Source organism: Pseudochrobactrum kiredjianiae, assembly GCF_030362795.1.
Taxonomy (GTDB): domain Bacteria; phylum Pseudomonadota; class Alphaproteobacteria; order Rhizobiales; family Rhizobiaceae; genus Pseudochrobactrum; species Pseudochrobactrum kiredjianiae.
Genome location: NZ_JAUCBM010000006.1, coordinates 57862 through 82451, shown reverse-complemented (window position 1 = coordinate 82451; position 24590 = coordinate 57862). Strand labels below are relative to the sequence as shown.

Sequence of the window (24590 nt, the reverse complement as noted above, 5' to 3'; positions counted from 1 at the left end):
GCCAATAGCCCATAAAAGTGGCAAACTTCGGGAACTGCATTTATTTATCGTGCAATATACCGGTCATTGCCTTCTGTTTAGAGCATAATTGCTAAAAGATAACAGGGTTTTTGCAAACGACAGGACAAAACCTCCGCGAGACTGTCATTTTTGTGTTTTTCCGCCGGAGCGGCCAGTTCCCAACATGCCGGTAACATATTGTAACTGCCGGTTAGTTTAATCCTGGAAAATAATGTGATGGGGGTAAGCGGTCGTCCAGCCGCTTTCGTGTCCCATTTGAGTCTTATTGTTGATAGCAGACAAAAACGTCTGCGGTTGTTGATAGCAGACGGAAAATGTCTGCGGGACGTGTTCCCAGAATAAAAGCTGAGAATACGCAAGCAAGTCAGACAGAAGGCAGGCTGACAGATGACAGGACAGAACATGGGACCAATGGTGAAAATGCGCGATACACGTCTTGATGTTTTCAGGGCGCTGGCGTTGCTGAGCATTTTTATCAATCACGTTCCAGGAACAATCTATGAGAAATTCACGCATCGCGAATTCGGTTTTTCCGATTCGGCGGAAGCATTTGTGTTGATTTCCGGTCTGGCTGTTGCGCTTGCCTATAGTTCGAAATTCATTGAAGGCAATCGCCTGCTGTTGTCGTTGAAAATGGCACGCCGGTCGATGACGCTTTATATGGCGCAGATGATGACAACACTCATCACGCTGGCGATTTTTGGTTTTACGGCCATTTATATGAAGCGGCCGGAAATGCTGGAAATGATCAACATTAAAACCGTGATGGAACAACCGGCGCAGGCCTTTGTCGGTCTGGTTACGCTTGGTCATCAGCTCGGCTATAATAATATTCTGTCACTTTATCTGGTTTTGATGCTGGTTGCGCCGCTGATGCTTTATCTGTCGCGGATCAGTATTTCACTGATGCTGACGATCTCCGGTTCGATCTGGTTCCTGTCCGGCTATTATCACATTGCGCCGATGAATTATCCGACGCAGGGCGTATGGTTTTTGAACCCGCTGTCATGGCAGTTTCTGTTTGCCATCGGTATCGGTGCGATGACCTATGTGAAACAGGGCGGTCGTTTTGACCAGAACCGTCCGCTGATGATTGCGGCGATTTCCTATCTGGTGTTCTCGCTGCTGTGGCTGCGTGTGCCGCATCCGAACTGGGATATTTCCTTCGGTCTGCCAGCGGTGCTGACCGGCTTTGACAAAACCTATCTCTCAGCCACGCGTTTACTGCATGTTCTGGCAATTGCTTATGTGATTGCGGGTATTCCCGCACTATCGGCAAAAGCCCGTCTGGATATGAGCCATCCGCTGGCAATCTTGGGTAAACATTCGCTGCCGGTGTTTATTGCCGGTACCATTCTGGCAATGATTGGTCAGGCATTGCGTCATGTCTATCCGGTGAGCCTGTCCTTCGACACGCTGCTGATTGCCGGTGGTCTTATGGCTCAGTTTGCACTGGTTTATTATCTGGAGTGGCTGCCGCGCATCGGCTGGAAAGGCAAAGTGGCGGCGAAGACCTCTGTGCCGGATGTTACGCCGCCGGATATGCGCCCGTTGGAAGGGCGCGGTAAATCGCGTCCGATACCGGTTAAACCCTATTCAGTGACTGCGCATTAACCAAATATTAAAGTTAACGAAAGAATATAAGCATATCCGGTTTTGCCGGACTCTTACCGAGTGGACTTGGTCCCTCTGTATGACGCCTCCCTGTTAAACTTCTGAGAGCCGCTTTTGCGGCTCTTTTTTTATGTTTAGGGCTAGAGCGCCGTGCGCCTACTTTGGCGCACAAAGGTCGCTCGAACACTTTATATTTATAGCATAATTTTACCTGAAATTGATTCAAGTTTAAGGAATTATGCTGGATGAGGCATCTGCGCTTTGTGGATAAAACGGTTGTTGTGTAATTGCGGATATTTCAAAGGGATTGCGCGAGATACAGGTCGATTCTGTTTAACGCATTGAAGATGCTGTATTTATTTGGATTTAAGGCATTATTCGTGCTGGCAAGCACAAAATCATAATTCATCTTTCTTTAACCATATTGTTGCGCGAGCGTGTATGAGCGTGCATTTTGCTTGGATAGGCTATGGCCTGACGGTGTTTTCCGGTCACGCTTTGTGATGCAAACAAGTCAAGTGCAGCCTGAATGGTAAGGGATTCGCCGGTTTTTCGTGAAAAAAGCGTAAGAAACAGCGGAACCACTGCAATAGGGAATGCTTGTCAGAAATTTCAGATGCCGGTTTCAAAACCGCATTTGCCAGTGAGCAGAACAAGATGATGGAACAGACACATCGTAGCGAAAATACGGGCAGAGATAATATGATCCGCCTGTCGGAGCGTATGGTCTTTTCAGACAGCTTCAAACCGCTCTACAGTGAAGGTATGGCTTTGGTTGAAGAAGCCGCTGCCTATCTGGATGAAGAGGGTAAAGACGCTGCGCGTTCGCTGTCGCATCAGGCTGCAACACTTTATGCGGCGGAATCCATGCGTCTGACTTCAAGGCTGATGCATATTGCATCCTGGTTGCTGCTGCTGCGTGCCAGCCGTTCCGGCGATATGTCACGGGATATGGTCGCGCGTGAAAAAGCCAAAGTTAGTCTGGAAACCCTGTCTGCCGGTGAAAGCGCCAATGGCTGGCAGGAACTGCCGGAAGCTTTCCGCGATATGATTGCCCGCTCCTTGCATTTGCAGGATCGCGTGCGCTGCATGGATGGCGACAGCTATCACAAGCAAATCCGCGAATTGATGGAATGCAAAGGCAATGCGGTCTCCGACCAGATTGTTCTGCTGCGCACAGCTTTTGGCGGCAACTAAATTATTAAGGCGGATAAGACCGCCTTTTTTCTCAATGTTTCCATTTTGTTCACATTTTGATTGTTGAGTGCACCTTACACAAGGTAAGGTCAGCACATGAAACAGACGATTCGCATTATTGGTATTGATCCGGGATTACGCCGCACTGGTTGGGGCGTGATTGAGTCTGTCGGCAACTCCCTGCATTTTGTCGGTGCAGGTACTGTGACATCTAATGATAAGCTGGATCTGGCTTCCCGTTTATGTCAATTGCATGAGGGGTTAACCGCCGTTCTGCATCAGATGATGCCGGATGAAGCCGCGGTCGAACATACCTTCGTCAATAAAGATGCGACAGCGACCCTGAAACTGGGGCAGGCGCGTGGTATTGCGCTGCTGGTACCGGCGCAGGCCGGATTGCGTGTCGCTGAATATGCGCCAAATGCGGTGAAGAAATCGGTCATCGGCGTTGGTCATGGCGAAAAACAGCAGATTCATATGATGGTTAAAGTGCTGATGCCGCGTGCGAGTTTTGACACCAGCGATGCGGCAGATGCTTTGGCCATCGCGATTTGTCATGCCCATAACCGGCACAGCCTGTATAATCTGGCAGAATTGAAAAAGAGCGGAAGGATTGCAGCCATATCATGATCGGGAAGCTGAAAGGTGTTGTCGATGAAATCGCTGACGATCATGTCATTCTTGACGTGCATGGTGTCGGCTATGTGGCTTTTTGTTCTGCACGAACTCTGGGCAATTTGCCGTCACAGGGTGAAGCGGCAATTTTGCTGATTGAAACCTATGTCCGTGAGGATGTGCTGCGGCTCTATGGTTTCGGCACCGCGCTGGAACGTGAATGGTTTCGCCTGTTGCAGAATGTACAGGGTGTGGGCGCCAAAGTGGCACTGGCGGTGCTGGGAACATTAACACCGTCAGAACTCGCAAATGCCATTGCATTGCGCGATATTGCGATGGTGTCACGCGCACCCGGGGTTGGCAAAAAAGTTGCGGAACGTATTGTTACCGAGCTGAAGAATAAAGCGCCTGCCTTTGCGGGTGATGCGGGCGCTAATATCGGGCTGAAACAGGAAATCGGTGAGGGCGTTGCCTCTACCGCTGTCAGTGATGCGGTTTCCGCTTTGAGCAATCTTGGCTATTCACGCGATCAGGCGGCTAATGCGGTGGCAAGTGCATTGCGTGAGGCTGGTGAGGATGCGGATTCTGCCAAACTGATCCGGCTTGGTCTGAAAGAACTGGCGCGATAAGATCGCGCCCTGAAATAATTGAAATGCGGGTGTGAGCGATGAGTGATGAAGATCGTCTGATTTCTGCGCAAAAGCGCGGGGAAGATGCGGACGTGGCTTTGCGTCCGCAAAGTCTGGATGACTTTGTCGGTCAGGCGGCGGCACGCGCCAATCTGAAGGTCTTTATTGAAGCGGCGAAAACCCGTGGGGAAGCGCTGGATCATGTGTTGTTTGTCGGCCCTCCAGGGCTGGGTAAAACCACCCTCGCACAGATTATGTCCAAGGAGCTCGGCGTCAATTTTCGCTCGACCTCAGGGCCGGTGATTGCCAAAGCCGGTGATCTGGCCGCATTGCTCACCAATCTTGAAGACCGTGATGTGCTGTTTATCGATGAAATTCATCGTCTGAGTCCTGCTGTGGAAGAAATCCTCTATCCGGCGATGGAAGATTTTCAGCTTGATCTGATTATCGGTGAGGGGCCTGCAGCACGTTCCGTTAAAATTGATCTTGCACGGTTTACGCTGGTTGCGGCCACCACACGCCTTGGTCTTTTGACGACTCCTTTGCGTGACCGTTTTGGTATTCCGGTGCGGCTGAATTTTTATACGGTCGATGAGCTGGAATATATTGTGCGTCGTGGTGCACGATTGATGCAGTTGAATATTTCGGAAGATGGTGCCCGCGAGGTTGCGCGCCGTGCCCGTGGTACGCCACGTATTGCCGGACGCTTGCTGCGCCGTGTGCGCGACTTCGCGCTGGTGGCAAAAGCGGATGTTGTTGATGCGAAAATCGCTGACGAAGCGCTGATCCGCTTAGAAGTGGATACGATCGGACTTGATCAGTTGGATCGTCGTTATCTCAATATGATTGCCCGTAATTTTGGCGGCGGGCCTGTTGGCATTGAAACCATTGCGGCCGGACTATCAGAACCGCGCGATGCGATTGAAGATATTATTGAGCCTTATCTCATTCAGCAGGGCTTTTTGCAGCGAACACCACGCGGACGTGTTCTGACATCTATTGCATGGCAGCATCTGGGGCTGGCCGCGCCGACAGATCTGGCTGCACGCCAGATCACGCTGTTTGAGGATGAAGTCTGATGTCCGATGTGTTGAGCGCAAATGAGGCTGAGGTAATCAATGGCACTTTGACGACAGAAGGCCATCGCTTGCTGGCACGGGTTTATTATGCCGATACCGATTTTTCCGGTGTGGTGTATCACGCCCGTTATCTGGAATTTCTGGAGCGTGGCCGCACCGATTTCCTGCGCTTGAAAGGGGTGCATCACACCGCGCTGGAAGACGGACAACTGGGCGAGCCGATTGTCTGGATCGTGCGGCGCATGGAGATCGATTTTCGTTTGCCTGCTCGTATCGACGATATGCTGGTGATTGAAACTTCAGTCACAGAAGCCTCCGGTGCGCGGGTGACCATGAAACAGCGTATGAAACGACAAAATGGTGATGTGCTGATTGAAGCGCGGGTCGAAGCTGCCCTGATCAATAAGCAGGGGCGTCCCAGACGGATGCCCAGAGAGTGGAAAGACCTGTTTGTTGCCTGAACAGTGTTCATGATAACGGGGATACCCGTTTAGACGCGATCCGCCTGAAATAGTGCCTTTTGCGTCCATAAATATGATTGACGCACTAAGAATTTACGGGCAATTACGGCGAATCCTAACTTATCTTTAACCATAATAGTTCATCTTTAGGGCAAGATGGAGTGGTGACGGCATGAATCTGCCTGTCGCCTTCCTTTCACCAAAATTAACCGTAAAAAGCATTGTGACCGGTCATGCACAGTTAATGTGTCCGGCAGCAGCAGATACGGCACAAAGCAATTCGGCGGGCCGTGCACGCAACAATGCATCCGGACCGCTCAAGGTAACAACAGATCAAAACGGCTGCGCGGGAAGCGCAAGGTTCCGTTTTGCTTTTGCCGCCCGGTCATGAGCCGGGCGTTTGGATTCGAGGACAGGTGACAAATGGAAGCTCTACCCATTGCAGCACACACAAGTGATGTCAGTCTCTGGGGACTGTTCATGCAGGCTAACTGGGTTGTCAAACTGGTCATGCTGGGTTTGCTGGCAGCCTCAATCTGGACATGGGCAATCATCGTAGACAAAACACTGGCCTATCGCCGTGCGACAAGTGCCATTGATCGTTTTGAGCAGGTGTTCTGGTCCGGCCAGTCTCTGGAAGAACTCTATCGCAATCTTGGTGAACGCCGTACTACCGGCATGAGCGCTATTTTTATGGCAGCCATGCGCGAGTGGAAAAAGTCTTTTGAAAAAGGCGCACGTTCTCCGATTGCGTTGCAGATGCGTATTGAAAAAGCCATGGATGTGGCTCTGGCACGTGAAAACGACAAGCTGGAATCCCGCCTCGGCTTTTTGGCGACGATTGGTACTTCGGCACCATTTATCGGTCTGTTTGGTACGGTTGTCGGTATTATGACCTCCTTTATGGCGATTGCGGCTTCCAAAAATACCAGTCTTGCCGTTGTGGCGCCGGGTATTGCGGAAGCGCTGCTGGCCACTGCGATTGGTCTTCTGGCCGCTATTCCGGCTGTTATTGCCTATAACAAGCTGACCTCTGATGCCGGAAAAATCACTTCGCGCATGGAAGGTTTTGCCGACGAGTTTTCGGCCATACTGTCGCGACAAATTGATGAGAAGCTGACGCCGCGCGGATAATTTATCCGGTTTCGTTCACAGCAGGCGTTAACAATTCAGGCCGGTTATCAGGTCATAAGATGAAGGCCGGAAGGTTCTAAAGATGGGTATGTCATTAGGAAGTCAGGGCGGAGGCGGTCGTCGCAGACGCGGCGGCAAAAAAGCTCCGATGAGTGAAATCAACATCACGCCTTTCGTGGACGTGATGCTGGTTCTGCTGATTATCTTCATGGTCTCCGCACCATTGCTCACCTCCGGTGTGCCGATTGATCTGCCGGATACGCAGGCCAAAGCACTCAATGCCGATACCCAACCGATCACTGTTTCTGTGAATGATAAGGGGCAGGTCTATCTGCAGGAAACCGAAATTGATATTGCGGAAGTGGTGCCGAAACTCGAAGCCATTGCTAAAACCGGTTATGAAGAGCGCGTCTTTGTGCGTGGCGATAAAAATGCGGATTACGGCACTGTGATGAAAGTCATGTCACGTATTTCTGCTGCCGGTTTTAAGAATATCGGTCTTGTGACCCTCCAGGAGCAGGATAGCTGACGCCATCATGAAGGCAGGTCTGACTACCTCAACACTCATCCATGTGGTTATTATCGGCTGGGGACTGGTGTCCTTTTCCTCGCCGAAACCCTTTGACATGACCGATACAGAATCTTTCCCTGTTGATATTGTGCCGATCGAAGATATTGCACAGGCACAGCAGGGCGATAAGAAAGCACCTAAGGCTGAGAAAGCCGCACCGAAACCAACCACGAAACCGAAAACGGTTGAACAGGCTGAAAATGCCGGCGACAGCGAACTTGATCTGAAGACACCGCCGATGCCGAATGAAAAACCGAAGCCGGTTGAGACAGCTGAAGCGGCAAAGCCTGCGGAAAAACCGGCAGAAAAGCCGGAGCCGGTACAGGAAAGCAAACCGGAGCCAAAGCCTGAGCCGGTCAAGCCGCCGGAGCCAGTGAAACCACCGGAGCCAAAAGTGGAGCCAACGCCGGAGCCGAAGGCTGAAGTGAAGCCTGATCCGGTTGCCGAAGCCATTGAGCAGCAGCCTGAGCAGGAAGTGAAGCTGCCGGATCGTGTACCGGCGCCTGAAGCCAAGCCGAAACCAAAGCCTGTGGAAACAGCGAAGGCTGAGGATAAGAAAAAAGACGAGAAGAAGCCGGATAAGCCGAGCACAGCCGCGCAGAACACTTCGAAAGATAAAGATGCGAAGGCCGATGAGGTTGCAGCGCTTTTGAACCGTGAGAAAGCTGCGGGTGGTGGTGCCAAGCGCTCAACCGACAAAGAAGCCTTTGGCGCGAAGAAAACCACCGGCGGAACTAAGCTCAGCCAGACGGAAATGGATGCGCTCAAGGGTCAGATCAGTGACAAATGGAGTATTCCTTCCGGTGTGGCTGATGCCTCAGATCTGCGGATTGTTGTTAAGATGCAGCTCAATGAAGACGGTTCGATCAACGGTGCGCCGGAAGTTACTTATACGGGCGGCGATTCTGTGATTGGCCGTGCAGCAGCAGACAGTGCGCGACGTGCGGTGATGCGCGCAGCACCTTACAATCTGCCACGTGATAAATACGATACATGGTCGACGGTCATTGTGAATTTTGACCCGAGTGAAATGTTCTAAACTGACGAGAGCGCATCCCGAAAAGTGTGAAACGGTTTTCGCAGTAAGATGTGGGTAAAAACAAAGAGATAAAGTGGTTCCAGCGTTTAATTATTAACGGGAACCGCTCTAGAGCCGGCGCTAAAAAGTGCCGGTTTTCAGAAAATACCGTGAGTGTTTTCTCACGAAACGAAAACATGTGAGATGACTCACAGAACCAAAAAATGATCAGGACAAACGAGGTCCACGCCATCATGAAGACACTGTTTAAAACCTTATTTTCAGTACTTGCGACCGTTGCAGTCGTAAGCACAGTTGCGGTGCTGCCTGCCCGCGCCGTCGTGGAAGTAAATATTAACAAGGGTAATGTTGACCCGCTGCCGATTGCTTTGACGGACTTCCTGTCCGGTGATCAGCTGGGTGCGGAAATTACTTCAATCATCGCTGCGGATCTTGAGCGTTCCGGCCTTTTTGCGCCGATCGACAAAAAAGCATTCATTGAGAAAATCAGCAATCCGGATGTAGCGCCACGTTTTGAAGACTGGAAAGTCATCAATGCGCAGGCACTGGTTACCGGTCGTATTACCAAGCAGCCGGATGGTCGCCTCAAAGCGGAATTCCGTCTGTGGGATACATTTGCCGGTCAGCAGCTTGCCGGTCAGCAGTTTTTCACAACACCGGAAAACAAACGCCGCGTTGCCCATATTATCGCTGATGCGATTTATGAGCGCCTGACCGGTGAAAAAGGTTATTTCGATACCCGTATCGTGTTTGTTGATGAATCCGGCAGTGCGCAGAAACGCGTTAAGCGTCTGGCCATTATGGATCAGGACGGCGCGAATGTGCGTTATCTGTCGAATGGTAAAGATCTGGTGCTGACACCACGCTTCTCACCAAGCCGTCAGGAAATCACCTATATGTCTTTTGCCGGTGACCGTCCGCGCGTTTATCTGCTGCAGCTGGAAACAGGCCAGCAGGAACTGGTCGGTAACTTCCCGGGCATGACAATTGCGCCGCGCTTCTCACCGGATGGTCAGAAAGTGGTGATGAGCCTGCTGCAGGATGACGGTAGCGCCAATATTTACACCATGGATTTGCGTTCGCGTACCACAACCCGTCTGACCAGCAGTCAGGCGATTGATACCTCGGCCTCCTATTCGCCGGATGGTTCCAAGATCGTATTTGAATCCGATCGTGGTGGTCGTCAGCAGATTTATGTGATGGGTGCCGATGGTTCCAATCCGCAGCGTATTTCTTTCGGTAACGGCAGCTATTCCACACCGGTCTGGTCACCGCGCGGTGATCTGATTGCCTTCACCAAACAGTCCGGCGGTCAGTTCTCGATCGGTGTGATGAAGACCGATGGTTCTGGTGAGCGTCTGCTGACAAGCGGCTTCCATAATGAAGGTCCGACATGGGCACCAAACGGCCGTGTCTTGATGTTCTTCCGTGAAAGCTCTGCCGGTGCCCGTTTGTTTACGATTGATCTGACCGGTCGTAATGAACGTCAGATTCAGACGCCGAACTCGGCTTCTGATCCGGCATGGTCGCCATTGCTGAATTAAGGTTCATATAAGCTCTGTGTGCTGAATAAGACACAGAGCTTATTTTCTAAGGGCATGTGGTAGTGTCAAATAAGCTTTTTGTGATTAAAGCCGTGTTTCTGCCGCAATGCTTTCTCATTTGCCGGTAAATGCTCTTGTCTGAGATAATTTCTGCCTTTGACCTGTTCGTGCCGAGATGAATTTTTGACAGAGAAAACTTGAGTTTTTTCGCCGTTTAAGTAACAATTAACCATGTTGTTTGAGTGGTTTTTAACCTCAATATGATTAATCATCTGGTTAGTCATACATCATGTAAACGCATTATTCTTAAGGAGTACGGGCCATGCGCCGTTCCCAGTCGATTGCCCGCAGCCCGTTTGCTGTTGCCCTGTTCCTGTCGCTTGCCGTTGCCGGTTGCGCCAACAAGAAAAACCTGCCGAACAATGCAGGTGATCTTGGTTTGAATGGCGGCATGGGCGCTAACGGCGCTGTTGCCGGTTCAGCTCAGGATTTCACCGTGAATGTCGGTGACCGCGTATTCTTCGATCTCGACAGTTCCGTGATCCGCGCTGATGCGCAGCAGACCCTGTCCCGTCAGGCTCAGTGGCTCGCTCGTTACCCGAACTACGCAATCACCGTTGAAGGCCACTCGGATGAACGCGGTACACGCGAATACAACCTGGCACTTGGTCAGCGTCGTGCTGCTGCTGCCCGTGATTATCTGGCTTCACGCGGCGTGCCGGTTAACCGGATGCGTACTGTTTCCTATGGTAAAGAACGTCCGGTTGCAGTTTGCGACAATATTTCCTGCTGGTCGCAGAACCGTCGTGCTGTGACTGTTCTGAACGGTGCTGGCAGCTAATAAAGCAGTCGTTTCGCGTGATTGCAGTAATTGCGCGATAAAAAAGACACAGAGTTATGGGAAAAGCGGCCTTAGGGTCGCTTTTTTCAGTTTGAACATAAAAGCCAAAATTTGGCCGCACTCAATTGCACCATTTCAACTGAGATTATAAAGATTGAATCGGTGCAATATTCAGCTGCATCTGTGAGAGTGCTGATGACCCTTAAAATTAAGCTTCGGGGAATTAAAATTCGGGCGCATGAGGTATTACGAATGAAAAAAGCGATAAAGAGGCTGGCTCTGACTGTCAGTTTGCTGCCGCTCTTTGGCATGGTGTTTGGCGGGACGACCGCTTTTGCGCAGGCCAATGATCAGCGGGTGATCCAGTTGCAGGAACAGGTTCGTGACCTGACCGGTAAGCTGGAAGAAATGAACTTCCAGATTTTGCAGATGCAGGAGCAGATGCGCAAAGTTCAGGAAGATAATGATTTCCGCTTTGAAGAGCTGGAAAAAAAGAAAAAAGCTGATGCCGGTTCTGATGCATCAATCAATACAGCAGCGGCAGATTCTGCCGCTGTAGCTTCTGACGATGGTGCCGGTAAAGAACCGCGCCATAACGCATCTGCGCCTGCTGACAATGATAATCGTGCGCAGGATGTTGCTGGTAGCCAGCCTTCGCAGGCAACCGCTGCTAATGACAACGCCGATTCCGTTGCTACTGATCAGCAAACACAGATTACTGTCGCATCGCAGGCTCCGCGTGCGCTCGGCTCGATCCGTTTTGATGCCAGTGGCAATGTAATCGGCGGTAGTCTGACTGAAGAGCCTGCACAGCCGGTGGCACTGCCGCAGACGGATAATCCGAATGAGCTGTATAATGCGGCTTATCAGTATATTCTGGCCGGTGATTATCGTTCTGCAGAGGCAGGGTTCCGCGCGCATATCGATCGCTATCCGGCAGATCCGATGACATCGGATGCACGCTACTGGCTGGGTGAAGCTCTTTACGGTCAGGAACGCTATGCGGAATCAGCCACGGTTTTCATTGATATGCAGCGTGACTATCCGGATTCTAAGCGCGGCGCTGAAAATATGCTGAAACTCGGCATGGCAATGGCTAAGCTGAATGACCGTGAAGTTGCCTGCGCGACATTTGCAAAAATTAACAGTCGTTTTCCCTCAGCTGCTCCGGCGATCTTGAAACGCGCCGATGAAGAGCGCAAGCTGAATCATTGTTAGAGCGCCGTACACCAAAGAGGATGCACGGCACTCTGATTGTGCTGATTGTCAATTTAACAGGGTGTTACTGAGGGCGTAATACCGGGCAGGGATGTGAGTACAATAGACACCCAAATGCTGGAACCAGCCTATGCTTTGCCTGCTGATGTCTGGTCACGGATATTTTCAGGTTTTGATGAGGTGTTTGCGGGGCAGGAAAATGCCTCCATTATTGTCGCCGTATCTGGTGGCAGCGATTCTCTGGCGCTGTTATTACTCGCCAAAAATTATCTGGAAAAAAACTATCCCGCCTGCCACCTGATCGCGGTCACAGTGGATCATCAGCTGCGCGCTGAATCCGCGACAGAAGCGCTAGATGTTGCAGCACTTTGCAAACAATTGGGTATTACGCATCAGATTTTATGCTGGACAGGTGACAAGCCTTCCAGCGGGATTGCATCGGCAGCACGCAATGCGCGGTATGATTTGTTAGTGCAAGCCGCGAAGCAAGCAAATGCTACGATTATTCTGACAGGCCATACAGCTGACGATCAGGTTGAGACCTATCTGATGCGGCGCGAGCGGGAAGGGGCGTTTACCGGCATTGCCGGTGAGGGGCGGGGACTTGCCGCTATGGCTCGCCGGACTTTATTGCACAAAAGCATTATGTTGTGTCGTCCGCTCTTATCCGTCTGGCGGGAAGAGCTGCGCGAGTTTTTACGCGATAATAAAATCGGCTGGGTCGATGATCCGAGCAATGATAATCAGGCTTATGAGCGCCCGCGCATCCGGCAATTGGCAAAATCACTGGACAAAGCACCATTGTTTGCTGTTGCACATCAAGCGGGGTTTCAACGCTGTGCAGATAATCAGCGTGTGGCAGCTTTGCTCAATAATAAGGCTGAGACCATCCGGCTATTTGCCGGAGATAGTCTGTTTTTGCCGGCCGGATGGTGTGATCAGGATCAGGCAATCGCCCCTTTAGCTCTGAGTTATTTGCTGACAGCGATTGGCGGGCAGGTTTTTCTACCTGCCATTAAAGACTGTGCCGTTCTGAAACTCTGGCTGTCGCAACCTCTGCTCACGGGTAAACAACGGAAAACACTGCATCATTGTGTGATTGAAAAATCTCGCAAAGGAATCATGATCCGGCGCGAACGACGTAATTTGCCCGTAATCACCCTGCAAAAGGGGGAGCAGGTTTTGTGGGACGGGCGTTACAACATTCATAATGAAGGGGCTGAGCCTGTCACCATTGCTGCTTTGAGTGAAAAGCAATTATCGGCTTATTTGCGCGAATGGTCGGTTGAGACAGGCGGGGGGCATCAGTTGTTGTTTGATAAGGTTGCTTTGCTGTCTGCACCGGCGGTTTTACACAATAGCGATGTGATCGGTCTGCCGGTTTTATCACATCTTGTACCACAAGCGCCTCTTGTAACTGTTAAACGTACTCTGGCTTGCTTTGACAGGGTGCTTTCCGGTTATGATTTTGAGGTGGCGGCGGTTGTAAAAGCGCTTTTAACCATGCCTTTCAACCATAATTACAGGTAAATTCTGCAAAGAATGCAGAAGAATCACTTATGAGGCTTTACATTGCCTTGGCAAGGCCGTGCATCGAACCTATGTTAGGTTTGAATATTTTTCCGGAACGCACCAAACGGCGCATGAACCGGAAGGACGATGGTAATCGATTGGACCCGAGATGAATCCAAATTATCGCAACTTCGCCCTCTGGGCGATCATTGCTCTCCTGCTGGTTGCACTATTTAACCTGTTTCAGAGTCCGGCGCAGCGTGCGTCGTCTCGTGAAATACCTTATTCGCAGTTTATCGAAGATGTATCGGGCGGTCGGGTGAAATCCGTCACCATTACCGGTCCGCGCATTGTTGGTAACTACGCGGATAATAATGCGACATTCCAGACCTATTCCCCTTCAGATTCCAGTCTGATTAGCCGTCTTGAAGAAAAAAATGTTGCGATTACCGCAAAGCCTGAAAGCGATGGCTCGGGATCGCTGTTCGGTATTCTTCTGTCCTGGCTGCCTATGATCCTGATTCTCGGTGTGTGGATTTTCTTCATGCGTCAGATGCAAGGTGGTTCGCGTGGCGCGATGGGGTTCGGCAAGTCCAAGGCCAAGCTCCTGACTGAAGCACATGGCCGTGTGACCTTTCAGGACGTAGCCGGTGTTGATGAAGCCAAAGAAGATCTGGAAGAAATCGTAGAATTTCTGCGTGATCCGCAGAAATTCCAGCGTCTTGGCGGTAAAATTCCGCGTGGTGTTCTGCTCGTTGGCCCTCCGGGAACCGGTAAAACGCTTCTGGCGCGCTCTGTTGCCGGTGAAGCGAATGTACCGTTCTTTACGATCTCCGGTTCTGACTTCGTTGAAATGTTTGTCGGTGTTGGTGCCAGCCGCGTTCGCGATATGTTTGAACAGGCTAAGAAAAACGCACCTTGCATTATCTTCATCGATGAAATTGATGCGGTGGGTCGTCATCGTGGTGCCGGTCTTGGCGGCGGTAATGATGAGCGCGAACAGACGCTGAACCAGTTGCTGGTTGAGATGGATGGTTTTGAAGCCAATGAGAATATCATTCTGATTGCTGCAACCAACCGTCCGGATGTGCTTGATCCTGCTCTGCTGCGTCCGGGTCGTTTCGACCGTCAGGTCGTTGTGCCAAATCCGGATGTAAGCGGCCGTGAACAGATTCTGAAAGTGCATGTGCGTAATGTACCACTTGCACCCAATGTGGATCTTAAAGTTCTGGCTCGTGGTACGCCTGGTTTCTCTGGTGCTGATCTGATGAACCTCGTCAATGAAGCAGCTCTGATGACTGCCCGTCGTAACAAGCGCCTTGTTACTATGCAGGAATTTGAAGACGCTAAAGATAAGATCATGATGGGTGCGGAACGCCGTTCTTCGGCGATGACGCAGGCAGAAAAAGAACTGACCGCTTATCATGAATCCGGTCATGCGATTGTGGCGATGAATGTTGCCGCTGCTGATCCGGTGCATAAAGCAACAATCATTCCGCGTGGTCGTGCGCTGGGTATGGTGATGCAGCTGCCGGAAGGCGACAAATATTCCATGAGCTATAAGTGGATGGTGTCGCGCCTTGCAATCATGATGGGTGGCCGTATTGCCGAAGAACTGAAATTCGGTAAGGAAAACATTACTTCCGGCGCGTCTTCCGATATTGAACAGGCAACAAAGCTTGCCCGCGCAATGGTGACCCGCTGGGGCTTCTCTGAAAAACTCGGCTATGTGGCCTATGGCGAAAATCAGGAAGAAGTGTTCCTTGGTCATTCCGTTTCGCGCACGCAGAACGTGTCTGAAGCAACAGCACAGCTGATTGATGCGGAAGTTCGTGAGTTGATTGATCGTGCCTATGTGGAAGCGCGTCAGATCTTGACTGATAAGCACGATGCATGGGTCGCTATCGCAGAAGGCCTGCTGGAATATGAAACGCTGAGCGGTGAAGAGATCAAGCAATTGATCAATGGTCAGAAACCGAACCGTGACACAGGTGATGATTCATCATCCTCGCGCGGATCGGGCGTGCCAAAAGCCGGTGCATCACGCAAAAAGCCTGATGCTGAGCCGGAAGCCGGTCAGGATATGAAACCTGAACCGCAGGCATAATTATTCTGCTCTTGATGAATGAAAAGAACCGGACTTGATGTCCGGTTTTTTTTATGACAATTCTGAATTTTCAGACCGGTTTTGTTTACCAGTCGATCAGTTTCATTATCTGAATATTTGACAACAGATATTAAAAAGCTGCATTGCTAATTTCAAATTTACGCCGGTTTGTGCTTGTAACACTCAGAGCAGCGAGCAAAGGCGTTCTGTAAAGAAAAGGCTTGAACATGTCCCGTAAATATTTTGGTACTGATGGTATCCGTGGTAAGGCCAATTCTTTTCCGATGACGCCGGATATTGCGATGCGTGTTGGTATGGCTGTCGGCTTGTCTTTCCGTGACGGCGGTCAGGGGCAGCGCGTGGTGATCGGTAAAGATACGCGCCGTTCAGGTTATATGCTGGAAAATGCGCTGGTTGCCGGTTTTACCGCTATGGGAATGGAAGTATTTCTGCTGGGGCCAATCCCTACACCGGCTGTTGCCATGCTGTGCCGCTCTTTGCGTGCGGATATTGGTGTGATGATCTCCGCCTCGCATAATCCTTACTATGATAACGGTATTAAGCTCTTTGGCCCTGACGGTTATAAATTGTCAGATGCGCTGGAATTGCAGATCGAAAAACTGATCGATGATGACATGAGCGCGCATATGAGCAGCCATGGCGAAATCGGGCGTGCCAAGCGCGTTGACGGTGATATTTACCGCTATATTGAATTTGCCAAGCGTACGATGCCGCGTCATTTGTCGCTTAATGGTCTGCGTATTGTGGTCGATTGTGCCAATGGTGCAGGCTATAAAGTGGCGCCTGCTGCTCTGTGGGAACTGGGCGCGGAAGTAATCACCATTAATAATACACCGAACGGCACCAATATTAATGAGGATTGTGGCTCGACCCATCCGGAAGGTCTGATCCGTAAAGTGCATGAAACCCGTGCCGATGTGGGTATTGCGCTTGATGGTGATGCAGATCGTGTGCTGATGGTGGATGAAAACGGCACGATCATTGACGGTGATCAGCTGATGGCGGTGATTGCGGAAAGTTGGTCAAAGAGCGGTCGCCTGATTGGCGGCGGTATTGTTGCCACTATCATGTCCAATCTCGGCCTTGAGCGTTTTCTTAGCGATCAGGGGCTGACGCTCGCACGCACAAAAGTGGGCGATCGCTATGTTGTTGAGCATATGCGTGAGAACGGCTTCAATGTTGGCGGCGAACAGTCTGGTCATATCGTTCTGTCGGAATTCGGCACAACTGGTGATGGTTTGATTTCAGCACTGCAAATTCTTGCGGTGATGCAGGAACAGCAACGTCCGCTGAGCGAGGTTTGCCGTAAATTCAAACCAGTGCCGCAGATTCTCAAAAATGTGCGTGTTTCAGGTGGAAAGCTGCTCGAGAATAAGTCTGTTATTCAGGCTATTGAAGAAGGCAAAAACTCTCTCGGCGCCAGCGGTCGCATTGTGATCCGGCCGTCCGGCACAGAGCCGCTGATCCGCGTGATGGCCGAAGGTGACGATGATCGTCTGGTTGAAACTGCGGTTGATGATATTATTACGGCTATTAAAATTGCCGCTAAGTGACCGGTAATATTTAAAAAAAGCGAAATTTAACAGGGCGCAATTTAGCGCCCTTTTTTATATAATTACCTGCGTAAATGTTAATAAATATCGTGAATAAACAAGGTTAAGCAGCATTTAACCTTTCGCATTTATGGTGTGATCCAGAATAGTCGTCCCGGTGATACAGGCCGTGGAATTGCGATAGGACATGCTATGAATACATTCAAAAATTTGCTTATCGCCGGTGTTGCGGGCCTTGCAATTGCGGGTTCTGTTTCTTCGGTCTTTGCTGCGGATATCGTAGATATCCCTGAGCCGATCATTCCTGAGGTTGTGGTTGCACCTTCACCTGTCGGCGGCTGGTATCTGCGCGGCGATGTCGGTTATTCCGGCGCAAAATTCAAAGGCGCAAATTATGCGACGATTGATAAGGGCTGTGACAATAACTGTGGCTCGACAACGACATTTGGTGAAAACTCGCTGGATGGTAAGCTGAAAGGCTCATTCCTCCTTGGTGGTGGTGTCGGTTATCAGGTGACGGATTATTTCCGTACTGATTTGACAGTTGACTATCTGACTCGCTCGAAATTTAGTGGTTCGACAAGTGGGTACTGTACAACTGGTGGCAGTTCATTTGCTTGTACATCGAATGATACTGCGAAAATGTCAGCTCTGTCGATTTTGGCAAATGCCTATGTTGATCTCGGCAATTTCAATGGTTTCACGCCATATGTCGGTGCAGGTATCGGTGGTACGCGCATTAAATGGGGTGATCTGAGCAATACAATTGCTCCCGGATTTGATCAATCAGGCTCGACTATTCACAGTGGTTCGGCCAGCTGGCGCTTTACATGGGCATTGATGGCTGGTGTTTCTTATGATCTGACTCAGAGCCTGAAACTGGATGCCGGTTATCGTTATCGCCGTATTGAGAGCGGTGAAATGTTCGGTGGCACCAAAGATCTCGGTCGTGGTTTCGATAAGAGCTTTGATATCCATGATGCACGTATCGGTCTGCGCTACCAGTTTGGTGGCTACTCGGCGCCTGTTGCTTACAACGATATGACCACACCGGTTTATAAATAAAATATCTGTGCTGCGCCGGAAAGGGTGCAGCACACTTCATACTGATTTTTACTTGATAGATTTCGGCCCGATGGGCGTGGAATATAATTACAGGACGCTGATGATGAGAAAATCTTCATTCATGTCGTTGCAAAGCGCAGCACTTACCGTTGCGGCTTTCACATTTGCCGGTGGTATGGCTCAGGCTGCGGATCTCGATCAGGTTTTGTATGCGACGCCTGCAGATCAGGATGTCTTTAAGCCTGTAGAAATCGGCTCCGGTTGGTATTTGCGCGGTGATATTGCCTATGTACCGTCAAGTCATGCCAAACTTCGACTGAAAGGCTATGACTGGCTTGGTACAGAGCGCGGTGAAGTGAAGGCAACAGCCGCTTATAGCGGTGGTGTCGGTTATCAATTTACCAATAATATCCGTGGTGACATCACAGCTGGTTATCGCAAGCTGAAGGCAAGCGGTGAGCCGGTTGAGGCAGATGTCTGGGAAGTTATGGCCAATGCTTATTATGATATTGGCAATTTCTCCGGTGTGACGCCTTATGTCGGTGCCGGTCTGGGTATGGCGAATGTCGACTATAAAGTGGGCTATAAAATTCCGGACACGAATGATGATGCATTTGGCGGGCGAAACACGACGCGTCTGCAATGGGCTTTGATGGCTGGTGCGGCGATTGATGTGACCGAGAATATCAAATTTGATCTTGGCTACCGCTATGCACGTATCTCATCGGGTGATGCAGCAGATGCTGCATCCTTCACATTCTCGGATAAAGGTCTGGAATCACATCAGATTCGCGCCGGTATCCGCATGACAACCTGGTGATCGCAACAGCTTTTATAATTATAAAAATGCCGCAGTCATTCGAGCGCGGCATTTCTGTTTTTAGCAAGCGGCCAGCTGAACCAGATGTGTGTTCATATCGGTGGCTTCGCCTGCAGCATTGATCGTGTCGAAATAATCATGCCAGCCGGTGGCCGCAATTGCTTCCAGCAAGATTGTAACGGCTGCTTTGTCACTGAACTTCCAGATAGCGAAAAACTGTTGCTGTGCCGGATGCAGCTGTGAAGGATCAGTTTCACCGAAAGCCAGCGGTTCAATGCCGAATTCAGTCAGGCTACCCATGCCCGCACCAATGGTGGCGAAGAAGGCCAGTTTTTCTTCTTTTGGCAAAGCAATCCATGTGGCTTTAGGGCTGTATAATTCTGCAAGATAATGGGTCATATCAGTCTCATGTCGTGGGAGGATTATTTATTGATTGTCCGCAAGGCACGCTTGCATATGCGGATGGTTGCCGGAGAGGGGCTTTCCTGAAGCCAGCGGTCGCAAAGTGTGCGCACCCAATCCGGTGTGGTTTTGGACGTATCGTTGAGCCAGTTGGCAACTGAATCCTGCACATAGATTTCCGGATCGCTACGTAGTGCCTCAAGAATAGGAAGCGCCAATTCAGGCTGCGTTTTCAACAAGTTGAAATGAGCGCACCATACGCCGCGCGGACGAACAGCCTCGCAGGCATAACGCCGGATTTTATAGGACGGATCATTTGTCCAAGGCAGGAGCAGGCTGAAACTCAATTCTGGTTGAGCAATTAAATCGCTGCGCATGGCCAGCCACGCCCATTCGCGTACGCCAAAATGGTGATCATCAGCAAGCGGGCGGATCAGTTCCAGCTTCTCGGTCAAGGAGAGATGCTGTTGCTGAGCGATAAAATAACAGGCCCAGCCACGGATTGTGTCGGACAGATGGCTGTTCAAATCACTTAGCCCAATCGTGCCATGCATGTGCAATAGTTCTGCAGCCTGCGCCATGCGCGCAGTTATGCCCGCTGTGGAACCATCGAGTTGTTGATGCAGCTCTACCGGTATATCGGGAAAGGCAATACGCATCAGCAGTGCAAAATCAATGGCCAGACATTCGGTCAGCACAGTGGTTTCAGCAGCACCGTTATTCAGCTCGGCCAGCCGCTCCGGTGTGATGTCGCTCATACGTCGTACAGATTTAACGGGCGTTTTTGCCATTATTGATATCTTTCTGTGCCGTGGTCCAGATTTTGGCGAGCAAGGTGCTGAGAAGTTTTTTTTCTTGGCTATCCAGCGGTGCCATGAGTGAGGCAATCCATTGTGTATGATCGCTCACCAGCGATGCAGCTGTTTCCGAACCTTTGTCTGTCAGAGTGATCAGAAGTGATCGGCGATCGGCCTGGCTGTGATTCCTCAGGATGAAGCCATCACGCTCCAAACCGTCGAGCAGACCTGTCAGAGTGGCGCGGGTAATGCCTGCGCGTTCTGCTAAAACATGCGGCGCCAGACCCGCGGGCTCGCTTTGTAACAAAAACAGGATCACAAAACGGCTCTCGGAGAGCTGATAAGGTGCCAGCCGTTGAGCGCAACTCAGATCAATCATTTTCGCTGCGCTCAGCAGTTCAAAGCACAGGCGCATATTCTGATAATGGCTGTTTTCCGGCGTTTCGGTACCCAAAAGGGCATGATGTTTCATTTCCAAAATATCCATATGGCAGCGTATAGTATGGTGCCTAATTAAATGTCAAGATTGATACTTATGATGTAATTTTGTCGCAGATGATAAATTCTGTGGCGGTTTTAATTCTGAGCCACTTGCGCGGAGGCAGGCTTTTATATAGCTTCGTCAGTGGGCCACTTCTCCCCAACGGGAAGCGTGCTATCTGAAAGGGTAGATACAAAATGACGACTTTTCCAAAGCCAGGCATCCGTCCGGCTAATGCACAATTTTCTTCAGGTCCTTGCACCAAGCGTCCAGGTTGGACATTGGAAGCGCTGGCAGATGCACCGCTCGGACGATCGCACCGCGCTAAACTTGGCAAGACAAAGCTTAAACAAGCGATTGACCTGACCCGTGAAATTCTACAAGTTCCAGCAGATTACCGCATCGGCATTGTGCCGGCATCGGATACCGGTGCCGTTGAAATGGCTTTGTGGTCCATGCTTGGTGAGCGCGGCGTTGATATGGTCGCGTGGGAAAGCTTCGGTGCCGGTTGGGTCACCGATGTTGTAAAACAGCTTCAGATCAAAGATGTCCGCACATTTGATGCGCCTTATGGTGAAATCGTTGATTTCGCTCAAGTGGATTTTGACCGTGATGTGATCTTCACATGGAACGGCACCACATCCGGCGTTCGTGTGCCGAATGCAGATTTCATTCCGGCAGATCGCAAAGGTCTGACCATTTGCGATGCAACGTCTTCTGCTTTTGCGCAGGATATGGATTACAGCAAACTCGATGTCGTTACTTTCTCATGGCAGAAAGTGCTCGGCGGTGAGGGCGCACATGGTATGCTGATCCTTTCCCCGCGCGCCGTTGAGCGCCTTGAAAGCTATAAGCCTGCATGGCCGCTGCCGAAAATCTTCCGCATGACCAAAGGCGGCAAGCTGATTGAAGGTATCTTCACCGGCGAAACCATCAATACCCCTTCAATGCTCTGCGTTGAGGATTATCTGGATGCGCTGAAATGGGCGCAGTCAATTGGTGGTCTTCAGGGTTTGATGGCACGTGCGAATAACAACTTTGCTGTGCTCAACGATTTCGTTGAAAAGAGTGACTGGCTTGCCAATCTGGCCGTGGTGCCGGAAACCCGCTCTAACACCTCCGTTTGCTTGTCGATCAAAGATGCACAGGTTGCAGCTTTGCCGGCAGATACTCAGGCTGCTTTTGCGAAAGCGATTGTGGCTTTGCTGGAAAAAGAAGGCGTTGCCTTTGATATCGGTGCCTATCGTGATGCTCCGTCGGGTCTGCGTATCTGGACCGGTGCAACGGTAGAAGCATCAGACTTGCAGGCATTGCTGCCATGGCTCGACTGGGCATTTCAGACACAAAAAGCGCAGCTTTCCTAAAATCATCTATACGGCCGCAAGGCTATGAGAATTGTTAGAGCGTGATGCTTTTAGCTGAATAGTAATCCCGCTCTAATTTTTTGTTTGAGCATGATCTTATCCGAAAACCGGTTTCCACTTTTCGGGATCATGCTGAGTACCAGCTGCAACTGTGTTGGGACGGTTGCGGCATACCACCCTTATATTCTGTTGTCACACAATTACGGAGGCCGTTATGGCACCTCGCGTTCTCGTTTCGGATAAATTATCGCCAACCGCAGTGCAGATCTTCAAAGATCGCGGCGTTGAAGTGGATTATCTGCCGGACCTCGGCAAAGACAAAGACAAACTGCTTGAATTGATCGGCCAGTATGATGGTTTGGCGATCCGCTCGGCAACCAAAGCCACTGAAAAACTGATTGCCGCCGCGACCAATCTTAAAGTGATTGGCCGTGCCGGTATCGGCGTGGACAATGTGGATATTCCGGCTGCTTCGCGCCGCGGTATCATCGTGATGAATACGCCTTTCGGTAATTCGATCACCACTGCGGAACATGCTATTGCTCTGATGTTTGCTGTTGCCCGTCAGTTGCCGGAAGCTGACCAGTCAACACGCGCCGGTAAGTGGGAAAAGAACCGCTTCATGGGTGTGGAAATCACCGGCAAGACACTCGGCGTGATCGGTTGCGGTAATATCGGTTCGATTGTTGCGACCCGTGCCATTGGTCTGAAAATGCATGTCGTGGCTTTTGATCCGTTCCTCTCGGAAGGTCGTGCGGAAGAGCTGGGCGTTGAGAAAGTCGAACTGGACGATCTGCTTGCCCGCGCTGACTTCATTAGCCTGCATACGCCGATGACCGATAAGACCCGCAATATCATCAATGCTGAAAACCTTGCCAAGATGAAAGACGGCGTGCGCATTATCAATTGTGCCCGTGGCGGTCTGATTGTTGAGAAAGATCTGGTTGCAGCGCTGAAATCCGGCAAAGTTGCCGGTGCCGGTATTGACGTGTTTGAAGTTGAGCCAGCGACAGAATCCGAGCTGTTTAATCTGCCGAATGTGGTTTGCACGCCGCATCTAGGTGCATCGACCTCGGAAGCGCAGGAAAATGTTGCCATTCAGGTTGCCGAGCAGATGGCTGATTATCTGATCAAGGGCGCTGTGAGCAATGCGATCAACATGCCATCCATCACTGCCGAAGAAGCGCCACGCTTGAAGCCATTTGTAAAACTGGCTGAAGTGCTTGGTGCCTTTATCGGTCAGGTGACGGATGAACCTATTCAAGAAGTTGAAATCCTGTTTGACGGTTCCACTGCTGCCATGAATATCCGCGCATTGATGAGCGCCGCACTTGCCGGTCTGATCCGTCCGCAGGTCTCCGATGTGAACATGGTATCGGCACCGGTGATGGTGAAAGAGCGCGGTATTATCGTCTCGGAAGTGAAGCGCGATAAATCCGGCGTTTTTGACGGCTATATCAAGATCACTGTGCGTACTACGACCCGCACCCGTTCAATCGCCGGTACCTGCTTCTCCGATGGCAAGCCGCGCTTCATCCAGATCAAGGGTATTAATCTGGATGCGGAAGTTGGCCAGCATATGCTTTACACCACCAATAACGACACGCCGGGCATGATCGGCTGGTTGGGTACGGTTTGCGGTGAGCATGGTGTGAATATTGCGAATTTCTCGCTCGGTCGCGAACGTATGGGCGGCGATGCGATTGCGCTGCTCTATCTAGATGAGCGTATTCCGGACGCGGTTCTGGATGTGCTGCGTGCCAATGAGGCTATTGTGCAGGCTCGCCCGCTGGTCTTTGATGTCGCTGCGGATTGATTGCGTCGCTACGTCTGCTTATTTAAAATGAATATGCATCCCGGAAAGTGTTGTGCTTTTCGGGATGCACTTTATCAACGGACGGAATATCAACGTGGTAAATTACCAATGTATAAAGGCAATGTATAAAGGCAGTGAATATGTCTGAGAGTATTATACCGCTGAGCGCCGACTGGCGTTTGATGCAACCGTCAGATCTGGCGGAAGTCTATGATATGAGTTGTGTGGTGCATCCGGATTTTCCGGAAGATGCAGCTATTTATAAAGACCGTCTTGAAGTGTTTTCTGCCGGTGCTTTGGTACTGCAGGGCGATAAGCAACTGCTCGGCTATAGTTTCAGCCATCCGTGGATGCGGTTTTCCGCACCGGCGCTGAATACGCTTTTGCAGCAGGCACCGGAAGCCGCTGACACTTTCTATATGCATGACGTAGCGCTGCTGCCGCAGGCGCGCGCTTTTGGTGCTGCGCGCAAACTTGTTTCTATTTTGGTGGCAACCGCCGAGGCGCATGGTTTCGACTCACTGTCGCTCGTCGCGGTCAACGGATCGCAGCCTTATTGGGAAAAGCAGGGATTCTGCGTGCAAGATGTGCCGCATTTGCGTGAGAAACTGCTCAGCTATTCCGACGATGCGCGGTTTATGATGCGTAATCTGATAAAATAAGCCAGTTTTTACAGGATGAGGTGCGAT

24 protein-coding genes are annotated in these 24590 nt (G+C 50.7%); 21 read left to right on the top strand and 3 right to left on the bottom strand.

Features of this window, described 5'->3' with window-relative positions; genetic code table 11:
• Positions 1–408: 408 nt before the first annotated feature.
• The 18 genes from QUF18_RS13115 to QUF18_RS13030 all read left to right on the top strand — a co-directional run bounded on the left by QUF18_RS13115 (position 409) and on the right by QUF18_RS13030 (position 19041).
• A complete protein-coding gene (locus QUF18_RS13115; protein ID WP_289387677.1) occupies positions 409–1635 on the top strand; it encodes an OpgC family protein in 1227 nt (408 codons plus the stop codon).
• A 660-nt stretch (positions 1636–2295) separates the two neighbouring features.
• The gene (gene rcdA / locus QUF18_RS13110) at positions 2296–2832 is read left to right on the top strand and encodes a protease adaptor protein RcdA (RefSeq protein WP_289387814.1); all 537 of its coding nucleotides are present in this window, start codon (positions 2296–2298) and stop codon (positions 2830–2832) included.
• A 96-nt stretch (positions 2833–2928) separates the two neighbouring features.
• Entirely contained in the window at positions 2929–3462 is a 534-nt protein-coding gene (ruvC, locus tag QUF18_RS13105) for a crossover junction endodeoxyribonuclease RuvC (RefSeq protein WP_113945339.1), read from the top strand.
• Complete coding sequence (gene ruvA, locus QUF18_RS13100) at positions 3459–4076, top strand: Holliday junction branch migration protein RuvA (protein ID WP_113945340.1); 618 nt, start codon at positions 3459–3461, stop codon at positions 4074–4076. Before ruvC ends, ruvA begins: the two co-directional genes overlap by 4 nt.
• 38 nt (positions 4077–4114) lie before the next feature.
• Positions 4115–5155 (top strand): Holliday junction branch migration DNA helicase RuvB, encoded by a 1041-nt coding sequence (ruvB, locus tag QUF18_RS13095; RefSeq protein WP_289387674.1) that lies wholly within the window; start codon positions 4115–4117, stop codon positions 5153–5155.
• Positions 5155–5616, top strand: a complete 462-nt coding sequence (gene ybgC, locus QUF18_RS13090) for a tol-pal system-associated acyl-CoA thioesterase (protein WP_289387672.1) — start codon at positions 5155–5157, stop codon at positions 5614–5616. The genes ruvB and ybgC overlap by 1 nt, the downstream gene beginning before the upstream one ends.
• Positions 5617–5788: 172 nt before the next feature.
• Entirely contained in the window at positions 5789–6007 is a 219-nt protein-coding gene (locus tag QUF18_RS13085; protein ID WP_289387670.1) for a hypothetical protein, read from the top strand.
• Positions 6008–6039: 32 nt separating this feature from the next.
• A complete protein-coding gene (gene tolQ / locus QUF18_RS13080; protein WP_289387668.1) occupies positions 6040–6750 on the top strand; it encodes a protein TolQ in 711 nt (236 codons plus the stop codon).
• An 82-nt stretch (positions 6751–6832) separates the two neighbouring features.
• Positions 6833–7279, top strand: coding sequence for a protein TolR (gene tolR / locus QUF18_RS13075; RefSeq protein ID WP_220160308.1), 447 nt, complete (start codon positions 6833–6835; stop codon positions 7277–7279).
• 7 nt (positions 7280–7286) lie between these two features.
• A complete protein-coding gene (locus QUF18_RS13070; protein WP_289387664.1) occupies positions 7287–8360 on the top strand; it encodes a cell envelope integrity TolA family protein in 1074 nt (357 codons plus the stop codon).
• 233 nt (positions 8361–8593) lie between these two features.
• Positions 8594–9904: a Tol-Pal system beta propeller repeat protein TolB gene (gene tolB / locus QUF18_RS13065; RefSeq protein WP_374807088.1), complete on the top strand. Its 1311-nt coding sequence runs from the start codon at positions 8594–8596 to the stop codon at positions 9902–9904.
• Positions 9905–10226: 322 nt separating this feature from the next.
• Complete coding sequence (gene pal / locus QUF18_RS13060) at positions 10227–10745, top strand: peptidoglycan-associated lipoprotein Pal (RefSeq protein WP_289387662.1); 519 nt, start codon at positions 10227–10229, stop codon at positions 10743–10745.
• Between the two features lie 252 nt (positions 10746–10997).
• On the top strand, positions 10998–11963 hold the full coding sequence (gene ybgF / locus QUF18_RS13055) for a tol-pal system protein YbgF (RefSeq protein WP_289387661.1): 966 nt from the start codon (positions 10998–11000) through the stop codon (positions 11961–11963).
• A 93-nt stretch (positions 11964–12056) separates the two neighbouring features.
• A complete protein-coding gene (gene tilS / locus QUF18_RS13050; RefSeq protein WP_289387660.1) occupies positions 12057–13493 on the top strand; it encodes a tRNA lysidine(34) synthetase TilS in 1437 nt (478 codons plus the stop codon).
• A 151-nt stretch (positions 13494–13644) separates the two neighbouring features.
• Entirely contained in the window at positions 13645–15582 is a 1938-nt protein-coding gene (gene ftsH / locus QUF18_RS13045) for an ATP-dependent zinc metalloprotease FtsH (protein ID WP_289387658.1), read from the top strand.
• 227 nt (positions 15583–15809) lie between these two features.
• A complete protein-coding gene (gene glmM / locus QUF18_RS13040) occupies positions 15810–17156 on the top strand; it encodes a phosphoglucosamine mutase (protein WP_289387656.1) in 1347 nt (448 codons plus the stop codon).
• 192 nt (positions 17157–17348) lie between these two features.
• Entirely contained in the window at positions 17349–18221 is an 873-nt protein-coding gene (locus tag QUF18_RS13035; protein ID WP_289387653.1) for an outer membrane protein, read from the top strand.
• Positions 18222–18321: 100 nt separating this feature from the next.
• Positions 18322–19041 (top strand): outer membrane protein, encoded by a 720-nt coding sequence (locus QUF18_RS13030; protein WP_289387651.1) that lies wholly within the window; start codon positions 18322–18324, stop codon positions 19039–19041.
• Between the two features lie 60 nt (positions 19042–19101).
• On the opposite strand, the gene QUF18_RS13025 is transcribed toward QUF18_RS13030, so the two are convergent.
• The 3 genes from QUF18_RS13025 to QUF18_RS13015 are packed head-to-tail and all read right to left on the bottom strand — an operon-like array spanning position 19102 to position 20712.
• Positions 19102–19440 (bottom strand): DUF6616 family protein, encoded by a 339-nt coding sequence (locus QUF18_RS13025; protein WP_289387649.1) that lies wholly within the window; start codon positions 19438–19440, stop codon positions 19102–19104.
• A gap of 23 nt (positions 19441–19463) precedes the next feature.
• Positions 19464–20234 (bottom strand): DNA alkylation repair protein, encoded by a 771-nt coding sequence (locus QUF18_RS13020; protein ID WP_289387647.1) that lies wholly within the window; start codon positions 20232–20234, stop codon positions 19464–19466.
• On the bottom strand, positions 20215–20712 hold the full coding sequence (locus tag QUF18_RS13015; RefSeq protein WP_289387645.1) for a MarR family winged helix-turn-helix transcriptional regulator: 498 nt from the start codon (positions 20710–20712) through the stop codon (positions 20215–20217). Before QUF18_RS13015 ends, QUF18_RS13020 begins: the two co-directional genes overlap by 20 nt.
• A gap of 206 nt (positions 20713–20918) precedes the next feature.
• Between QUF18_RS13015 and QUF18_RS13010 the strand changes: the two genes are divergently transcribed.
• From QUF18_RS13010 to QUF18_RS13000, 3 genes are all read left to right on the top strand, one after another.
• On the top strand, positions 20919–22085 hold the full coding sequence (locus QUF18_RS13010; RefSeq protein WP_289387643.1) for a phosphoserine transaminase: 1167 nt from the start codon (positions 20919–20921) through the stop codon (positions 22083–22085).
• Between the two features lie 214 nt (positions 22086–22299).
• Positions 22300–23901 carry a phosphoglycerate dehydrogenase gene (serA, locus tag QUF18_RS13005; RefSeq protein ID WP_289387641.1) on the top strand — a complete coding sequence of 534 codons (1602 nt, stop codon included), beginning with the start codon at positions 22300–22302 and terminating at the stop codon, positions 23899–23901.
• Positions 23902–24041: 140 nt separating this feature from the next.
• Positions 24042–24563 carry a GNAT family N-acetyltransferase gene (locus QUF18_RS13000; protein ID WP_289387639.1) on the top strand — a complete coding sequence of 174 codons (522 nt, stop codon included), beginning with the start codon at positions 24042–24044 and terminating at the stop codon, positions 24561–24563.
• Positions 24564–24590: the final 27 nt, after the last annotated feature.

What these genes read in the sequence shown, in the direction of transcription:
- QUF18_RS13035 (WP_289387653.1), top strand. Translation starts at nt 17,349, where the DNA reads ATGAATACATTCAAAAATTTGCTTATCGCCGGTGTTGCGGGCCTTGCA.
- glmM (WP_289387656.1), top strand. Translation starts at nt 15,810, where the DNA reads ATGTCCCGTAAATATTTTGGTACTGATGGTATCCGTGGTAAGGCCAAT.
- QUF18_RS13085 (WP_289387670.1), top strand. Translation starts at nt 5,789, where the DNA reads ATGAATCTGCCTGTCGCCTTCCTTTCACCAAAATTAACCGTAAAAAGC.
- QUF18_RS13015 (WP_289387645.1), bottom strand. Translation starts at nt 20,712, where the DNA reads ATGAAACATCATGCCCTTTTGGGTACCGAAACGCCGGAAAACAGCCAT.
- ybgC (WP_289387672.1), top strand. Translation starts at nt 5,155, where the DNA reads ATGTCCGATGTGTTGAGCGCAAATGAGGCTGAGGTAATCAATGGCACT.
- ruvA (WP_113945340.1), top strand. Translation starts at nt 3,459, where the DNA reads ATGATCGGGAAGCTGAAAGGTGTTGTCGATGAAATCGCTGACGATCAT.
- QUF18_RS13115 (WP_289387677.1), top strand. Translation starts at nt 409, where the DNA reads ATGACAGGACAGAACATGGGACCAATGGTGAAAATGCGCGATACACGT.
- ftsH (WP_289387658.1), top strand. Translation starts at nt 13,645, where the DNA reads ATGAATCCAAATTATCGCAACTTCGCCCTCTGGGCGATCATTGCTCTC.
- tolB (WP_374807088.1), top strand. Translation starts at nt 8,594, where the DNA reads ATGAAGACACTGTTTAAAACCTTATTTTCAGTACTTGCGACCGTTGCA.
- serA (WP_289387641.1), top strand. Translation starts at nt 22,300, where the DNA reads ATGGCACCTCGCGTTCTCGTTTCGGATAAATTATCGCCAACCGCAGTG.
- QUF18_RS13070 (WP_289387664.1), top strand. Translation starts at nt 7,287, where the DNA reads ATGAAGGCAGGTCTGACTACCTCAACACTCATCCATGTGGTTATTATC.
- ybgF (WP_289387661.1), top strand. Translation starts at nt 10,998, where the DNA reads ATGAAAAAAGCGATAAAGAGGCTGGCTCTGACTGTCAGTTTGCTGCCG.
- QUF18_RS13000 (WP_289387639.1), top strand. Translation starts at nt 24,042, where the DNA reads ATGTCTGAGAGTATTATACCGCTGAGCGCCGACTGGCGTTTGATGCAA.
- QUF18_RS13030 (WP_289387651.1), top strand. Translation starts at nt 18,322, where the DNA reads ATGATGAGAAAATCTTCATTCATGTCGTTGCAAAGCGCAGCACTTACC.
- tolR (WP_220160308.1), top strand. Translation starts at nt 6,833, where the DNA reads ATGGGTATGTCATTAGGAAGTCAGGGCGGAGGCGGTCGTCGCAGACGC.
- ruvC (WP_113945339.1), top strand. Translation starts at nt 2,929, where the DNA reads ATGAAACAGACGATTCGCATTATTGGTATTGATCCGGGATTACGCCGC.
- QUF18_RS13025 (WP_289387649.1), bottom strand. Translation starts at nt 19,440, where the DNA reads ATGACCCATTATCTTGCAGAATTATACAGCCCTAAAGCCACATGGATT.
- rcdA (WP_289387814.1), top strand. Translation starts at nt 2,296, where the DNA reads ATGGAACAGACACATCGTAGCGAAAATACGGGCAGAGATAATATGATC.
- ruvB (WP_289387674.1), top strand. Translation starts at nt 4,115, where the DNA reads ATGAGTGATGAAGATCGTCTGATTTCTGCGCAAAAGCGCGGGGAAGAT.
- QUF18_RS13010 (WP_289387643.1), top strand. Translation starts at nt 20,919, where the DNA reads ATGACGACTTTTCCAAAGCCAGGCATCCGTCCGGCTAATGCACAATTT.
- QUF18_RS13020 (WP_289387647.1), bottom strand. Translation starts at nt 20,234, where the DNA reads ATGGCAAAAACGCCCGTTAAATCTGTACGACGTATGAGCGACATCACA.
- tolQ (WP_289387668.1), top strand. Translation starts at nt 6,040, where the DNA reads ATGGAAGCTCTACCCATTGCAGCACACACAAGTGATGTCAGTCTCTGG.
- pal (WP_289387662.1), top strand. Translation starts at nt 10,227, where the DNA reads ATGCGCCGTTCCCAGTCGATTGCCCGCAGCCCGTTTGCTGTTGCCCTG.